General features: G+C 70.3%; 14 protein-coding genes and 1 tRNA gene. 12 read left to right on the top strand and 3 right to left on the bottom strand.

What is annotated here, in order from left to right:
• Positions 1-7 precede the first annotated feature (7 nt).
• Positions 8-1210: an ROK family transcriptional regulator gene (locus tag AB0M70_RS09625; protein WP_365818174.1), complete on the top strand. Its 1203-nt coding sequence runs from the start codon at positions 8-10 to the stop codon at positions 1208-1210.
• Between the two features lie 61 nt (positions 1211-1271).
• On the opposite strand, the gene AB0M70_RS09620 is transcribed toward AB0M70_RS09625, so the two are convergent.
• Entirely contained in the window at positions 1272-1745 is a 474-nt protein-coding gene (locus tag AB0M70_RS09620) for a cupin domain-containing protein (RefSeq protein ID WP_365818172.1), read from the bottom strand.
• Positions 1746-1895: 150 nt separating this feature from the next.
• Here AB0M70_RS09620 and AB0M70_RS09615 point away from each other — a divergent pair, with 150 nt between their 5' ends.
• The 11 genes from AB0M70_RS09615 (at position 1896) to AB0M70_RS09565 (ending at position 13387) form a co-directional block, all read left to right on the top strand.
• Complete coding sequence (locus tag AB0M70_RS09615; RefSeq protein ID WP_365818170.1) at positions 1896-2786, top strand: LysR substrate-binding domain-containing protein; 891 nt, start codon at positions 1896-1898, stop codon at positions 2784-2786.
• 69 nt (positions 2787-2855) lie between these two features.
• Positions 2856-3794, top strand: a complete 939-nt coding sequence (locus AB0M70_RS09610) for a MerR family transcriptional regulator (RefSeq protein WP_365818168.1) — start codon at positions 2856-2858, stop codon at positions 3792-3794.
• Positions 3794-4378 (top strand): hypothetical protein, encoded by a 585-nt coding sequence (locus AB0M70_RS09605; RefSeq protein WP_365818166.1) that lies wholly within the window; start codon positions 3794-3796, stop codon positions 4376-4378. Before AB0M70_RS09610 ends, AB0M70_RS09605 begins: the two co-directional genes overlap by 1 nt.
• 113 nt (positions 4379-4491) lie before the next feature.
• Entirely contained in the window at positions 4492-5907 is a 1416-nt protein-coding gene (locus AB0M70_RS09600; protein WP_365818164.1) for a tetratricopeptide repeat protein, read from the top strand.
• A gap of 334 nt (positions 5908-6241) precedes the next feature.
• A complete protein-coding gene (locus tag AB0M70_RS09595; RefSeq protein WP_365818162.1) occupies positions 6242-7255 on the top strand; it encodes an acetamidase/formamidase family protein in 1014 nt (337 codons plus the stop codon).
• Positions 7256-7294: 39 nt separating this feature from the next.
• Complete coding sequence (locus tag AB0M70_RS09590; protein ID WP_365818160.1) at positions 7295-7894, top strand: peptidoglycan recognition family protein; 600 nt, start codon at positions 7295-7297, stop codon at positions 7892-7894.
• A 122-nt stretch (positions 7895-8016) separates the two neighbouring features.
• Positions 8017-9273, top strand: a complete 1257-nt coding sequence (locus AB0M70_RS09585; RefSeq protein WP_365818158.1) for a GAF domain-containing protein — start codon at positions 8017-8019, stop codon at positions 9271-9273.
• 133 nt (positions 9274-9406) lie between these two features.
• Positions 9407-10930, top strand: a complete 1524-nt coding sequence (locus AB0M70_RS09580; RefSeq protein WP_365818156.1) for an aldehyde dehydrogenase family protein — start codon at positions 9407-9409, stop codon at positions 10928-10930.
• A 209-nt stretch (positions 10931-11139) separates the two neighbouring features.
• A tRNA-Arg gene (locus AB0M70_RS09575) sits at positions 11140-11231 on the top strand.
• Positions 11232-11276: 45 nt separating this feature from the next.
• Positions 11277-12224, top strand: coding sequence for a diacylglycerol kinase family protein (locus tag AB0M70_RS09570; protein ID WP_365818154.1), 948 nt, complete (start codon positions 11277-11279; stop codon positions 12222-12224).
• Positions 12225-12322: 98 nt separating this feature from the next.
• Positions 12323-13387, top strand: a complete 1065-nt coding sequence (locus AB0M70_RS09565; RefSeq protein WP_365818777.1) for a ferritin-like domain-containing protein — start codon at positions 12323-12325, stop codon at positions 13385-13387.
• A gap of 147 nt (positions 13388-13534) precedes the next feature.
• Here the strand turns inward: AB0M70_RS09565 and AB0M70_RS09560 are convergent, their stop codons facing one another.
• A complete protein-coding gene (locus tag AB0M70_RS09560; protein ID WP_365818152.1) occupies positions 13535-14782 on the bottom strand; it encodes a beta-ketoacyl-[acyl-carrier-protein] synthase family protein in 1248 nt (415 codons plus the stop codon).
• On the bottom strand, positions 14779-15027 hold the full coding sequence (locus AB0M70_RS09555) for a phosphopantetheine-binding protein (protein WP_365818150.1): 249 nt from the start codon (positions 15025-15027) through the stop codon (positions 14779-14781). The genes AB0M70_RS09560 and AB0M70_RS09555 overlap by 4 nt, the downstream gene beginning before the upstream one ends.
• Positions 15028-15030 lie beyond the last annotated feature (3 nt).

The following is a 15030-nucleotide window of genomic DNA, read 5'->3' as shown; positions in this document are numbered from 1 at the left end:
CGGGGGCATGACCGCACCACCGCACGACGCGCGCCGGGGCACGTCCGGAGTTCCGCTGCCCGACACCCAGCAGGGGATGCGCCGCCGCAACCTCTCGCGCGTCATGCACGCCGTCGCGGCGCACGGGCCGCTCTCCCGTGCCGCCGTGGCCACCCGGATCGGACTGACACGGGCCGCCGTCTCCACCCTGGTGGACGAGTTGATCCGCTCCGGGCTCCTGGACGAGCTGGGCCCCGAGCGCCCCGGCAAGGTGGGGCGCCCCGGCTCCGCGCTCGCGGTGAGCGGAAGCGGACCCGCCGGCATCGGCGCCGAAGTCGGCGTCGATCACCTCGCCGTGTGCGCGGTCGACCTGCGCGGGGAGGTACGCGCGCGTGCCGTGCGACAAGGAGACAACCGCGGGCGGCCCCCGAAACCCGTCATCGAGGAACTCATCGCGCTGGTGGGGCAGGTCAGCGAGGAGGCCCGCCGGGCAGGGCTGCGCCCCGCGGGCCTGGCCCTCGCCGTACCTGGCCTGGTCGCCCGCGGCACAGGGGTGGCTGTACGCGCCCCCAACCTCGACTGGCACGACGTCGACCTCGGCGCCCTGGTACCGAGCGGGCTGCCGCTGACGGTGGACAACGAGGCCAACTTCGGGGCGCTGGCCGAGTTGTGGCTCGGCGACGAGGTGCCCCAGGACTTCCTGCACGTGTCGGCGGAGATCGGCATCGGAGCCGCGTTGGTCGTCGACGGACGGCTGCTGCGCGGGACGCGCGGCTTCGCGGGCGAGCTGGGACATGTGCCGGTCTGGCCGGACGGCCCACCGTGTCCGTGCGGCGGCCGCGGCTGCCTGGAGCAGTACGCGGGCGAGGAAGCGGTGTGGCGCGCGGCGGGTCTTGATCCGGGCACGGACCGCGTCGGCCTGCTCGCGGAGCGCGCCGCGCAGGGCGACGAGAACGTACGCAGGGCGCTGCGAGGTGCGGGGGCTGCGCTGGGCATCGCGCTCACCGGTGCGGTGAATCTGCTGGATCCGCGTTCGGTGGTGCTCGGCGGTGCGCTGTCCCGGCTCGCTCCGTGGTTGCTGCCCTCCCTGGAGGGCGAGTTGGGGCGCCGTACGGCGGGCACGGCCTGCGCTGTCACCGTGTCCGGGCTTGGGTCCGACGGGCCGTTGCTGGGGGCGGCGCACTCGGTCGTGCGGGCGGTCCTGGATGATCCGGCAGGGGTGGCACCGTAGGGCCGCCTGTGCGTTCACGGCCTCCCACGTAGACGTCATCTATTGCGGGCCGCCTCCCTGTTCAGCGCCACTTCGCTTCCCCGGTGAAGTGCACGTCGTACTTGTCGTGCAGCTCGTCCATGCTGTCCCAGTCCGCCTCGCCTCGTGCGATGCGACCCAGCTGCCGGAAGTAACCGAACCGTTCGATCCCTGGGGTGAGCACGGCGAAGAACTCCGCCGGGCCGTCGGCCGAGGCTCCGAAGGCGTGAACCGTGCCCGGTGGCACCACGACGAGACCGCCCTTGCCCACGGCCGTGAGCTCGCCGTCGATCAGGAACTCCATGGTGCCGTCGAGCACATGGAAGAGCTCGGTGGACAAACGGTGGTGATGCGGGCGCGTGCCGTCCGCGCCGGCGGGCAGGGCCAGACGGTTGGCCCCCAGTAGCCCGCCGGTCCCCCGGCTGTCTTCCAGCAACCGGAACCGGCCCCCTCCGGGCAGGGGAACTTCCTCCGCGTCTCGGGCGTGGACGATCAGGGCGTGCGGATCGTGGGACACGTCGTACTCCTTCGGGTGGTGTGCCTGCTCGTGAGGCACCAGTCCATCGCGGGAACACGGCGCGTCCAAGAAGCCGTTCATGAAGGCAGTGATCACTTGAGCCGATGGATGTGCTCGCGGGGGCCGGATGTGGGGAGGAGCGCGGACACAGTGGAGCTTCGGCAGCTGGAGTACTTCGTGGCGGTCGCGGACGAGGGCGGCTTCGGTCGGGCGGCCGTACGGCTGCACGTCGTCCAGGCCTCGGTGAGTCAGCAGGTCGCGCGTCTGGAGCGGCAGTTGGGCCTGCGCCTCTTCGACCGGACCACCCGCCGCGTGGGGCTCACGGCGGCCGGGGAGCGCTTGCTGCCGGAGGCGAGGGCCGCGCTCGCCGCCGCTGCCCGCGTGCGCCACGTGGCCGACGAGATCGTCTCCGGCGCAGAGGGCGTGTTGCGCCTCGGAACCACCCGAGCGTTCGCGGAGCGCGTGCATCCGGCGCTCGATCTTCTGGCGGAACGCGTCCCGGGGCTACGGGTCCGGCTGCTCCAGGAGGTGCGTGAGCGGCGCATCGAGGCGCTACGGAGCGGCGAGTTGGATGCCGCGCTCGTCCGAGGCGACGCTCCGCTGCCGGGGCTCTCTGTGACGCCGGTCTGGGACGATCCGCTGATCGTCGCACTGCCCGCCACGCATCCGCTGGCAGCCTTGCCTCGCTTCGAGCCCGCCGATCTCGCGGGCCTGCCGCTGCGGCTGGCACCACGGGACCACAACCCGGCGTTTCACGATCTGGTGACGGGGCTGATGCGGCGCGCGGGCATCGACGTACCGGCCGGCCCGCACTTCACCACCTTGCAGGAGACTCTGGCGGCGATCGCCGCGGACTCGACGAGCGGCTCGCCTTCCTGGACGGTCTTCGACCTCGTGGGTGAGCTTCCGGCGGCCCGGCGTATCGCCTTCGGGCCGCTGCTCGGTGCACGCTCAGCCGTCAGCCTCGCCGTTCGGCCGGGACCGCTGTCCCCAGCTACGCGACATCTGCTCGACGCCTTGGAGGCCACGCGTGCGCAGTAAGTACTGGGCCCGGCCCTCGGGGACGGCGGGACTTGAGTCTCCACCAGGGGGAGACATGAAGGTGGGGCCATGAACGGCGACACGCTCCACTCGATCGGTGATCTGGCTCGGCGGACCGGACTGACGGTCAAGACCGTCCGGTTCTACTCCGACGCTGGGATCGTGCCGCCCACCGACCGCAGCCCGGCCGGCTACCGCCTGTACGGCACCGACGCCGTCGCCCGCCTCGATCTCGTACGCACCTTGCGCGACCTGGGTCTCGACCTGCCCACCATCCGCAAGGTCGTCGACCGGGAGGTCTCGCTCCCTGAGGTGGCCGCGGCGCACGCGGACGCGCTCGAGGTGCAGATCAGAGTGCTGCGCCTGCGGCGCGCGGTCCTGACGGCGGTGGCCAGGCGCGGCTCCACCCCTGAGGAGTTGGATCTCATGCACAAGCTGGCCAAGCTCTCCGAGGAAGAACGCAATCGCCTGATCGACGACTTCCTGGGCACCGTCTTCGACGGCCTGGACGATCACCCCGCCTTCGCGGGCGTCGCCCGCTCCCTCACGCCCGAACTGCCGGACGACCCCGACGCCGAGCAGGTCGAGGCCTGGGTGGAGCTGGCCGAGCTGTTCCAGGACTCGGGGTTCCGCTCCACCATGCAGGGCATGGCCAGAGATCTGGCGGCCGACCGCGCCCCGGACGACAGCACCGGCCTGCCCCGCGTCCTCGCCGAGGCCCTTCGCTCGCAGGTCGCGCCGGCCCTGGCGGCAGGCACCGACCCTGCCTCGCCAGAGGCGGAACCGATCGTCACGGCGCTCGCCGGGCACTACGCGCACATCCTCGGCCTCCCCGACGACACCGACCTCCGCCGACGTCTGTTGTCCCGCATCGCGACCATGGACGACCCCCGGCGCGATCGCTACCTGCTGCTGCTCGCGGTCATCAACGGGTGGCCCGCGCCCGAGAGCCTGGCGCCGGTGCTCGACTGGACCGGCCGGGCCCTGCGCGCTCGGCTGCCGCGGTAGTGGGCCGGACCAACGCGTTCCGCATCGACTCCACCGAGACGGCCACCGCAGCGCCCCGGCGCTTCCTCGTCGGCTACCGGGACCTGAGGGACGTACCCGGCTTCTGGCGGCTCGCCGTGGTCGGCATGACGTCGAAACTCCCGTCGGGCATGGTCGGCCTGGGTCTGCTGCTCCTGGTCGGGCGCAGCCACTCCTACGGGGCGGCGGGGCTCGCAGTGAGTGCGTTGGCAGTCGGCCAGGGGGTGACCGCTCCCCTGCGCGGCCGCCTCATCGACCGACACGCGCCACGCCCGGTCCTGCTGGGCCTCCTGGCCACGTACGTGACGGTCACGCTCTTGCTGCTCGTGGTGGGGCGCGATGGTGGGTCCGTCGCGCCGGTCCTCGCGCTCGCCGGGGCATTGGGTGCGAGCGCTCCCCCCGTCGCCGTCATGATGCGCTCGGCCTGGCACCGCTCCACGGGCGGCTCGCAGAGCGCCCCGGGCGGCGTCACACGCGTACGGGAACTTGGAGTACACGTACGCGGACGCTGTGACGGGGTCTCAGGCAGGGCCGTCGTCGAGCAGTGCGGCTTTATGTCGTTCTGATGAACCGAGCGTCGCCCTCGTATCCCAGGGGCAGAACCCCGAAACTGGACTGGCTGAGCAGAACGAGTGGAAACCGGATGGACCGGACAGAGCCGGCAGACGAGGGGACAGCGATGGAAAAGGACCGGCACGCCCACGTCCTGAGTGGCACCAGCGATGAAGCCGCGCGTCACTACGAGCGTGCGCTCGACGCCCTGCTGTTCTTCCGTGCCGAAGTCGCCGACGAGGCACAGGCGATGGTGGCGGCATCTCCGGATTCGGCGATGGCGCACGTCTTCAACGCCTATCTCGGCCTTCTCGGCACCGAGGAGAAGGACGCGGCCGATGCCCGGCGTTCCTTCGGCGCCTTCCGAGCCGCGTTCGATTCCTCCGGGCTCTCGCCTCGCGAGACGATGCACGCGGCGGCCGCCGAGTCGTGGCTGGACGGGGACATGCTGCGGGCCGGACAGATCCTCGGCGAGATCAGCACCGAGTTCCCTCGCGACGCGCTCGCCCTGGCCGTCGGCCACCAGATCGACTTCTTCACCGGAGACGCACCGCGGCTGCGTGACCGGATCGGTGGCGCGCTCTCCGCATGGGACAGTGACGACCCGCATCTCGGCCCTCTGCTGGGGATGTACGCCTTCGGGCTCGAAGAGGCCGGGCACTACGGTCAAGCCGAGGAGATCGGACTTCAGGCGGTCGGACGTCACCCACGGGATGTGTGGGGCATCCATGCGGTCGTCCACACATACGAGATGCGCGGGATGTTCGACCAGGGCATCCGCTACCTGGACGCGCGGACCGAGGACTGGGCCGACGGCAACTACCTCTCCGTCCACAACGCGTGGCACTACGCCCTGTACGCACTGGAAGCGGGCTCCATCGAACGGGTCCTCGGCGTCTACGACAACACCCTGCACAACGAGGCGTCGCAGGCCGTCGCCATGGAGCTCCTGGACGCCTCCGCCCTGCTGTGGCGGCTGCTCCTGGTCGACATCGACGTCGAATCCCGCTGGGTGGCGCTCGCCCAGGCATGGGCCGGGCGCAAGGACGGTGCCCACTACGCCTTCAACGATGTCCACGCGGTGATGGCGTACGTGGGGGCGGGGCGGCTCTCCGACGCCGAGCGGCTGGTGAAGGAGCGCGAACACTGGCTCGATCGGTCCGGCCCGACGGTGTCGAATCACGCCATGACACGCGAGATCGGTGTCCCGGTGTGCCGCGCCCTCATCGCCTACGGGCAGCACCGGTACGCCCGCGTGGTCGAGTTGCTGGCGCCGATCCGCCACCACCTCCATACCTTCGGCGGCAGCCACGCGCAGCGCGACGCCATCCAGCGGACGCTCGTGGAAGCAGCCATCCGTTCCGGCCGACACGACCTGGCGCACACCTTGCTCAGCGAACGCATCAACCTGCGTCCCATCTGCCCCTACAACTGGCGGGCGCGCGCCCGGCTGGCGGACCGGCTTGGCGACACGGCCCAGGCGGAGTCCGCCCGCGCCCGTGCGGAGGAACAGGCCGCCGCGGGGGCGGCTGTTCTGGGCTGAGGCAGGCCGGCTTGAGCTGCGGTGGGCCGGTTCGTCGCCCAGCCATCGTCGGCGCGCTACGGCATTCTCTGCAATCTCGGCACCCACACGAGTGACCGTGTTATCCACAATCACGGTGCCGTACACAGATTCAGATCAGGCCCTTCCACCTCAACCAGCCTGCACCGTAACGTAATTGACGCGGGACACCATCGCCTCGGCGGCGGTTTTGTGTTCACGCGGATCGGGGGATTCAGGTGTCGGGAGCAAGCCGTCATGGGCTGCGTCGCGGGGCCGTCGGGCCGCACCAGGCCTACGAGTCCCTCACGGAGCGACAGAGGAGTGCGGTCCAGCCATGAACGAGCCTCGTATCCTGACCGTGCGGCCAGAACCCGGCGAGTACGCGTGGACATTCGGCGGTGCGCCACCCGTGGCGCGGCTCGCTCCGGGCACGGTGCTCGATCTCTACACGGAGGACTGCTTCGCGGGGAACGTGCGCTCGGAGAAGGACCTGGTCTCCGAGGTCTGCCAGTTCCCGTTCCTGAACCCGCAGACCGGTCCCTTCCACGTAGAGGGAGCGGAACCGGGCGACACCGTCGCCGTGCACTTCGTGTCCATCGAACCGGCCCGTGACTGGGCGGCGTCCACCACGGTTCCTCTCTTCGGAGCGCTCACCTCCACTCACGCCACCGCGTCACTCCAGCCTCCGCTGCCCGAGACCGTATGGATATGGCAGCTCGACCGGAGCCGGCGCACCGCACAGTTCAGCGCGCGTGACGGTGACTTCGACATCGCGCTGCCGATGGATCCGATGCACGGCACGGTCGGCGTCGCACCGGCCAATCTGGAGGTGCGCTCGGCTCTCGTGCCCGACGCGCACGGCGGCAACATGGACACCCCCGAGATGCGGGCCGGGGTCACCTGCTACCTCGGGGTGAACGTGGAGGGCGCGCTCCTGAGCCTGGGCGACGGACACGCTCGGCAGGGCGAGGGAGAAACCTGCGGAGTCGCCGTCGAGTGTGCGATGAACACAGTCGTGATCGTCGAACTCCTGAAGGGTATCGCCACACCCTGGCCGCGTCTGGAATCGGACACCCACATCATCTCCACCGGCTCGGCACGCCCGCTGGAGGACGCCTTCCGAATATCCCAACTCGACCTGGTGCACTGGTTGGTGCGCGACTACGGCTTCAGCGAGCTCGACGCCTATCAGTTCGCGACCCAGACCGTCGAGTCGCCGCTCGCCAATGTCTGCGACACCAACTACACGTGCGTGGCCAAGCTCCGCAAGGAGTGGCTGCCTGCGCGCGAGACTCACCGGGGGCTCCACGCGCGGCTGCGAGAGACGGCGGCGCTGCTGCCCCACTGAGAAGTCCAGCTGTTCCCCCCACCGAGAGGCAGGCCAGCCATGGATCGAGCAAGACGCTTCCCCAGCAGGCGCCGGCTGTTGCAGGGCGCGGCCCTGGCCGCCGTCCCCGCCGCGCTCCTCCCCGTCGCCCGCGCCACCGCCCGGCCCCAGGCGGTCGACTACCCACTCGCCGAGTGGGCTCCGGCAAGCAGCTCCAACTACACAACCGCCAACCGCCCCAGCACCTACCCCGTCGACTACGTGGTCGTCCACGTCACCCAGGAGACCTACGCCGACACTCTCGCCATCTTCCAGAACTCGGCGAAGAAGGTGTCGGCCCACTATGTGGTGCGTTCCAAGGACGGACACATCGCCCAGTGCGTCCGCGAGCGCAACGTCGGCTGGCACGCGGGCAACTGGGACTACAACACCAGAAGCATCGGCATCGAGCACGAAGGATGGGTGGATCAGCCGGAGTACTTCACCGCCGCGATGTACGAGCAGTCCGCGCTGCTGACCTCGGCCATCTGCGAGAAATACGACATCCCCAAGGACAGGGAGCACATCATCGGGCACGCGGAAGTGCCCGGAGCCGACCACACCGATCCAGGTCCGCACTGGGACTGGACGCGCTACATCCGGCTGGTCAACTCTGCCTGACCATCGCCGGCTCGCACCCCGGCAGGTGTCGATGCGCTTGGCGGGGCGGTTGCCGCAGCGCTTGTCGGGGCAGGCTCGCGGGGCGACGATGGCTGCATCCATCGCCGTCCCGGGAGGCAGAGTTGTCCGAACCATGGGTGGCCCTGGAAGCCGGCGCTGATCCTGCCGAGCGGGTGCGGGTGCTGCGGCGCGCGCACGAGAGGTTCACCGAGGCGGGGACGCTCACGCGACCGGTGCGTTCCGTGGTGGCCGAGTCCTGGCGGCGCTCGGCCAGGGCCAGGGTCAGCCCGGAGGACACCGGCGCGGCGGTGGAGCTCACCGACGGGGATCTCGGTTCATATCGCGCCGAGCATGCGCTGGCCGGGGTGATGCCGCTGTTCCGTGAGCTGATGGGCACGTTCGCGAGGGACGGTGAACATCTGCTCGCGGTGTGCGACGCGCACGGCAGGCTGCTCTGGGTCGAGGGACATTCCGCGACCCGGCAGAAGGCGGGGCGGATGAACTTCGTGCCGGGCGCACGGTGGGCCGAGTCCGCGATGGGGACGAACGCTCCGGGGACGGCGGTGGCAGTGGACCGGCCGGTGCAGGTCTTCGCGGCCGAGCACTTCATCCGGCGCGTCCAGCCGTGGACATGCGCGGCAGCCCCGGTGCACGATCCGCGAACCGGGCGGCTGCTCGGAGCGGTGGACATCACCGGGGGCGACGGGCTCGCGCATCCGCACAGCCTCGCCTTCGTACAGGCGGTCGCTCGGGCAGCGGAGTCACAGTTGGCGTTGCTGACGCCGCCGGTGCAGAACAGGGGCTCCGTGGGTCTCACCGCGCTCGGACGTGACGAGGCGTTGTTGGTGACCGGCGGTCGCAAGGTGCGGCTGAGCCGCAGGCACAGCGAGATCCTCGTCCTGTTGGCCCAGCATCCGGAGGGGCTGACCGGTGACGAGTTGCTGTGCTCGCTGTACGAGGACGAGTCGGTGACGCCGGTGACGTTGCGGGCCGAGTTGGCGCGGTTGCGGCGGCTCCTGGGGCCGGAGTTGCTGAGGTCACGTCCGTACAGGCTTTCGGTGCCGGTCGAGTCGGATGTCGACGCCGTCGAGCGACGGCTCGGCTCGGGGGCGGTCACGGCGGCCGCCGCCGCGTACGCGGGTCCGCTCCTGCCCGCCTCGCAGGCACCCGCGGTGGCCCGGTTGCGGCGCAGGCTCGCCGGTCAGCTGCGGGCCGCTCTCATCGCACGCGCCGACCCGGATCTCCTGGCGGACTGGGTGCACACGCCGTGGGGTGAGGACGACCTGGCGGCGTGGCGAGCGCTGGCGCAGGTACGGTCGACGCCGCCGGTACTGGCGCGACTCGCCGAACTGGACGCGGAGCTGATCGAGGCGAGGTAGAGGCGAGACAGGGAGGCACCGCGCCGGACGAGCACCACCTCAGCCTCCCGCAACGTACCTGCAACGTCCGGCCTCCTAGCCTCCGGGCGAGAGCTGCCCAACGGCGGGCAGCCTTCCCCGGGAGGCCACCAAGATGACCCGTTACGCAGCGCCCGGCACCGAGGGCGCAGTCGTCTCCTACCAGTCCCGCTACGACCACTACATCGGCGGCGAGTACGTCCCGCCCGCCCGTGGCCAGTACTTCGAGAACCCGAGCCCGGTCAACGGACAGCCCTTCACCGAGGTCGCCCGCGGCACGGCCGAGGACGTGGAGCGAGCCCTGGACGCGGCGCATGCCGCCGCGCCCGCGTGGGGCCGTACCTCCGCGACCGAACGCGCGGACGTGCTGCGGAAGATCGCCGACCGCATGGAGGCGAACCTCGAACAGCTCGCGGTGGCCGAGAGCTGGGAGAACGGCAAACCGGTGCGCGAGACGCTGGCTGCCGACATTCCGCTGGCCATCGACCACTTCCGCTACTTCGCGGGGGTCATCCGTGCGCAGGAGGGGACGCTGAGCGAGGTGGACGACGACACCGTCGCGTACCACTTCCATGAGCCGCTCGGTGTCGTCGCGCAGATCATTCCGTGGAACTTCCCCATTCTGATGGCGACATGGAAGCTCGCGCCCGCTCTGGCGGCGGGTAACGCGGTCGTCCTCAAGCCCGCGGAGCAGACCCCGGCCTCGATCCACTACTGGATGAGCCTGGTCGCCGATCTGCTGCCGGCGGGTGTCGTGAACATCATCAACGGCTTCGGCGTCGAGGCAGGCAAGCCCCTCGCCTCCAGCCCTCGCGTCGCGAAGGTCGCCTTCACCGGTGAGACCACGACGGGGCGGTTGATCATGCAGTACGCCTCGGAGAACATCAAGCCGGTGACGCTGGAGCTGGGCGGGAAGTCGCCGAACATCTTCTTCGACGACGTGTGGGCCGCCAACGACGACTTCCGTGACAAGGCGCTCGAGGGCTTCACGATGTTCGCCCTCAACAACGGCGAGGTGTGCACCTGTCCGTCGCGTGCGCTCGTGCAGCGCGGCCACTACAGCGAGTTCATGGAAGCGGCGGTCGCCCGCACCGAGCAGATCGTGCCGGGCCACCCGCTGGACACCGACACGATGATCGGGGCCCAGGCCTCCAACGACCAGCTGGAGAAGATCCTCTCCTACCTGGACATCGGCCAGCAGGAGGGCGCGAAGGTCCTGGCGGGCGGTCAGCGCATTACGTACGACGGTGAACTGGCGGGCGGCTACTACGTCCAGCCGACGATCTTCGAGGGTGACAACCGCATGCGGATCTTCCAGGAGGAGATCTTCGGCCCGGTGGTCTCGGTCGCGTCGTTCAGCGACTTCGACGACGCCATCAAGACCGCCAACGACACGCTGTACGGCCTGGGCGCCGGAGTATGGACGCGCGACATGAACACCGCCTACCGCGCGGGCCGCGCGATCCAGGCGGGCCGTGTCTGGACGAACTGCTACCACGCGTACCCCGCGCACGCGGCGTTCGGCGGCTACAAGCAGTCCGGCATCGGACGCGAGACGCACAAGATGATGCTGGAGCACTACCAGCAGACCAAGAACCTGCTCGTGTCGTACTCGGCGCAGAAGCTGGGCTTCTTCTAGGAGCACAGGAGAAGGCGCCTGAACTGGTCTCGCACCGGTCAGGCGCCTTCGCTGCGACCACGTCAGACAACGTGGCGCCTCCGACAGAGACCGTCTGTTCGCATCGCACCGCCCCGCATCGCCCCGCGCGAAGTGGACTGAGACGTGCGTTTCAGCAGTCTGCAAGTCCGGCGTGGCACCGTCCTTACGTCGGCCGCTCAGGCCGGCGAGGAGAGATACCCATAGCGGCCCAATGGGGGCCGGAGCCCGTCTCCGGTCAGGGGCGTCAGGCCCCGCGCAGGTTCGAATCCTGCTCTCTCCGCTCAGCGCGGCGGCGGCCGATCCGATGCGGACAAGGATGCAGAGCATGAGCCACTGGGCACGCAATGCGGTGATCGTGGCGAACGAACGGGCGGGGGGCGCCGGCTCGGTCCCGGTCGCGGAGGTCGCCGAGGCGTGTCAGAGGCTCGTCGCAGAGGTCAGCGTAGTGCGGACCGCGTACCCCGGGCACGCCCGATTACTGGCCGCGAAGGCCGTACGGGACGGCGTGGACGCCGTGGTCGCGGTCGGCGGCGACGGCACCGCCGGCGAAGTGGCGGGCGGCATCGTGGCGGCCGGGGAGTGCGTGGCGGCCGGGCCGGGTCTCGTCGGCCCGGCCCTGTTCTGTGTTCCGGCCGGCACCGGCAACTCCTTCTACAAAGAGGTCTGGCATGACCGGCCGTGGCGCGTGGCGCTCGCCTCCGCCTTCACCCCGACCCGGCCGCGACTGCGGCGGCTGGACCTGGCGCGCGTGGCGGAGACGCGGGAGACCGTCCTGCTGGGCGCCTGCTCCGGTCTCGTCGCCGAGGCGCTGCAGACGGCTGCCGGGCTCACCGGGATCAGCGGTCGGGCCCGCTATCAGCAGGCGGTGGCCGCGACCCTGCGCGACTTCGCGCCGCACCCGGCCAGGGTCGTGGTGGACGACGAGGTCGTGCATGACGGCAGCGTGGTCCTCGTGGCCGTCGGTGGCGGCCGCTACCGGGGCGGCGGGTTCCTCCTGCTGCCCCACTCCGTGCTGGACGACGCTCTGCTCGACGTGTGTGTGGTGACCGGCGACCTCGATCCTCTGGAGCTTCCCGGTCTCACCCGGGAGGGACGGCATCTCCAACGGCCCGAGGTGCTGTACCGGCGGGGTCGCCGCGTCGAGATCGAACGCACCGACGGCGCCCCCCTCACCTTCGAGTGGGACGGCGAGGTCAAGGCCGGGCGCACGCGCTACGCGCTCGACGTCCTTCCCTCGGTGCTGCCGGTGCTGGCCCCGGCCGAGCCCGTATGACCGCCGGGCGACCAACATCCGTAACACGCAAGGGACTTCGCATGAGCAACAGCGCCCATATCCCGCAGACCGACACCAGCACCGCCTGGTCCTTCCCGATGCAGGGACGTAACACCTTCACCTGGGTGTACGACACGGATCGGGAGCGGCTGCTGAGCCTCTATCAGAAGGGCAAGGACAAGCAGTGGGACAGCACGAAGCGCATCGACTGGTCCCTGGACGTGGACCCCTGTGATGTCCTCGGCACTCCGGAGAACACCCTCGCGCTGTACGGCTCCCGACAGTACTCGCGCCTGAACGAGCGGGAGAAGCAGGAGCTGCGACGGCACATGGCGGCCTGGGAGTTCAGTCAGTTCCTGCACGGGGAGCAGGGCGCGATGATCTGCTCCGCCCGGATCGTCGAGTCGGTGCCGGACATCGACTCCAAGTTCTATGCCGCGACGCAGGTCATGGACGAGGCGCGGCACGCGGAGCTGTTCACGCGCTTCGTGAACGAAAAGATCGGCATGAGCTATCCGATCAGCCCCCATCTGAAGTCCCTGCTGGGCGAGGCGCTGAACGACTCCCGATGGGACATGCCGTACCTGGGCATGCAGGTGCTCATCGAGGGTCTGGCCCTCGCGGCCTTCGGGATCCTGCGCGACCGTACGGACAAGCCGCTGCCCAAGCAGATTCTCTCCTACATCATGCAGGACGAGGCCCGGCACGTGGCCTTCGGGCGCCTGGCGCTGCGTGACTACTACAAGGAGCTGACCAGCAAGGAGATCGCGGAACGCGAGGACTTCATCGTCGAGGGCTGCTATCTGATGCGCGATCGGCTGCGGATGCAGGAGGTGTGGGAGACGCTGGGATTCGACATGAAGGAATGCATGGAGTACATGAACCGGGGCCCGCGCATGCGCGCCTTCCGGTCACGGCTCTTCACCCGGATCGTGCCCTGCGTCAAGGACATCGGGCTGTGGGGGCGCAGGGTCCAGCAGGCCTACGCCGACATGGGCGTGCTGGAGATGGCGGACCGCGACCTGCTGAAGCTGATGGCGGCGGACGAGGCCCAGGCGGAGACGCTGGACGCGGAGCGACGCGAGCTCGAGGCACGGCAGGGCGAGGTCCACCACGCGATCGCCGAGGGGCGGCTCACCACCACCGCCGGCGACGACGGCTGAACCGAGCCGCTCCGGGGCGACGTTGCGATGGTGACACATGCGATGGCGGCACACACTCCGCCGAACCCGGACGAAGGGCCCAGCAAGGCTCCGCCGGACCCGTTGACCGGGTCCGGCGGAGCCTTGCTGGGTCGGCGGCGGCATTCATCAGGGACGCGTCAGCAACACCACGGCGTTCTGTCCGCCGAAACCGAAGGAATTGCTGACGGCGACCTCCACGTCGGCCGGGCGGGCTTCCTTTGCGACGACGTCCAGATCGATCTGCGGGTCCTGGCTGTCCAGGTTCGCGGTGGGCGGGATCAGCTGCTGCTCCATGGTGAGGGCGGCGACGGCCACTTCGACGGCTCCCGAAGCCCCCAGCGAGTGGCCCGTCACGCCCTTGACCGAGGTCACCGCGGGCCGGCCACCGAGGACCCGGCGGATCAGCCGGGCCTCCATCAGGTCGTTCAGGGGCGTCGCGGTGCCATGGGCGTTGACATGGTCCACCGCATGCGCGGCCACTCCCGCGTCCTTCAGGGCCGCGCGCAGGGCCAACTCCGCACCGGCGCCCCGGGGTTCCGGCGCGGTGGCGTTGTAGGCGTCCGCCGAGGCCCCGTAGCCGCTGATGTGGGCGCGGATGCGCGCTCCGCGGGCACGGGCGCTCTCCGGGCGCTCGAGGACCAGGACGGCGGCGCCCTCGGCCGGCACGAAGCCGTCACGGTCGACGTCGAACGGGCGGGAGGCCGCCGTGGGGTCCTCGCGGCGCCCGGACAGCGCGCCCATCTGCTGGAAACCCGAGATGATGGAGGGGACGAGACACGCCTCGGTGCCGCCGGTGAGCACCACGTCGCAGTGCCCGCCCCGCAGCAGTTCGCGCGCCGCTCCCACGGCGGTGGCGCCCGACGCGCAGGCGGTGGCCGTCACGAAGTTGGGCCCGCGGGCACCGATCTCCATGGCGACATAACCGGCCGGCATGTTGACCGCGAGCATGGGGATCAGCATGGCGGACACCTTCCGCGGCCCCTGGTCAAGGAGCACGCTGTGCTGCTTCTCCCAGGTCCCGGCCCCGCCGATGCCGCTGCCCAGCACCACGCCCACCCGCGCACCCGCGGTGCCCTCCCAGTCCGCCGGACACAGGCCCGCGTCCGCGAGAGCCTCGGCCGCGGCGGCGAGCGCGAACTGGCTGCTGCGGTCCAGGCGCCACGCCTTGCGTGCGCCGATCACGGCGGCCGGGTCGAAGTCGGGTATCCAGCAGCCGATGTCGGCGGGGATGCCCGCGAGTCCGGGCACCTGCTCCGCGGCGGTGCCCGACGCGGCCTTGATGCGGTCCCAGGACGCGGCGGTGTCGAGACCGGCGGCGGTCACCATGCCGATGCCCGTGACCGCCGCGCCGTATCCGTCTGCGGGGACGGTCATCGGACCGTCACCAGCTTGGCGTCGAGTATCCCCGCCGCGTCCCTCATGGTGCTCGACGCATGCAACTCGTCGTCGGTGAGGGTGATGTCGAATTCCTCCTGCGCGGCGAGGGTCAGCTCCACGAGGGCCAGTGAGTCCAGTTCCAGATCGGCGAAGGTGCTCTCCGGTGAGACCTCGTCGGCCTCGACACCGAAGCCCTTGGTCAGCAGGCCCACGAAGCGGTCGTAAGTGGTGGTGGCGGTCATGTC

Origin of the sequence: Streptomyces sp. NPDC051214 (assembly GCF_040682375.1) — a bacterium.
Taxonomy (GTDB): Bacteria; Actinomycetota; Actinomycetes; order Streptomycetales; family Streptomycetaceae; genus Streptomyces.
The sequence above is the reverse complement of the archived record's forward strand: the minus strand, read 5'-3'. Positions and strand labels throughout refer to the sequence as shown.

What these genes read in the sequence shown, in the direction of transcription:
- AB0M70_RS09625 (WP_365818174.1), top strand. Translation starts at nt 8, where the DNA reads ATGACCGCACCACCGCACGACGCGCGCCGGGGCACGTCCGGAGTTCCG.
- AB0M70_RS09610 (WP_365818168.1), top strand. Translation starts at nt 2,856, where the DNA reads ATGAACGGCGACACGCTCCACTCGATCGGTGATCTGGCTCGGCGGACC.
- AB0M70_RS09600 (WP_365818164.1), top strand. Translation starts at nt 4,492, where the DNA reads ATGGAAAAGGACCGGCACGCCCACGTCCTGAGTGGCACCAGCGATGAA.
- AB0M70_RS09595 (WP_365818162.1), top strand. Translation starts at nt 6,242, where the DNA reads ATGAACGAGCCTCGTATCCTGACCGTGCGGCCAGAACCCGGCGAGTAC.
- AB0M70_RS09590 (WP_365818160.1), top strand. Translation starts at nt 7,295, where the DNA reads ATGGATCGAGCAAGACGCTTCCCCAGCAGGCGCCGGCTGTTGCAGGGC.
- AB0M70_RS09580 (WP_365818156.1), top strand. Translation starts at nt 9,407, where the DNA reads ATGACCCGTTACGCAGCGCCCGGCACCGAGGGCGCAGTCGTCTCCTAC.
- AB0M70_RS09570 (WP_365818154.1), top strand. Translation starts at nt 11,277, where the DNA reads ATGAGCCACTGGGCACGCAATGCGGTGATCGTGGCGAACGAACGGGCG.
- AB0M70_RS09565 (WP_365818777.1), top strand. Translation starts at nt 12,323, where the DNA reads ATGCAGGGACGTAACACCTTCACCTGGGTGTACGACACGGATCGGGAG.
- AB0M70_RS09560 (WP_365818152.1), bottom strand. Translation starts at nt 14,782, where the DNA reads ATGACCGTCCCCGCAGACGGATACGGCGCGGCGGTCACGGGCATCGGC.
- AB0M70_RS09555 (WP_365818150.1), bottom strand. Translation starts at nt 15,027, where the DNA reads ATGACCGCCACCACCACTTACGACCGCTTCGTGGGCCTGCTGACCAAG.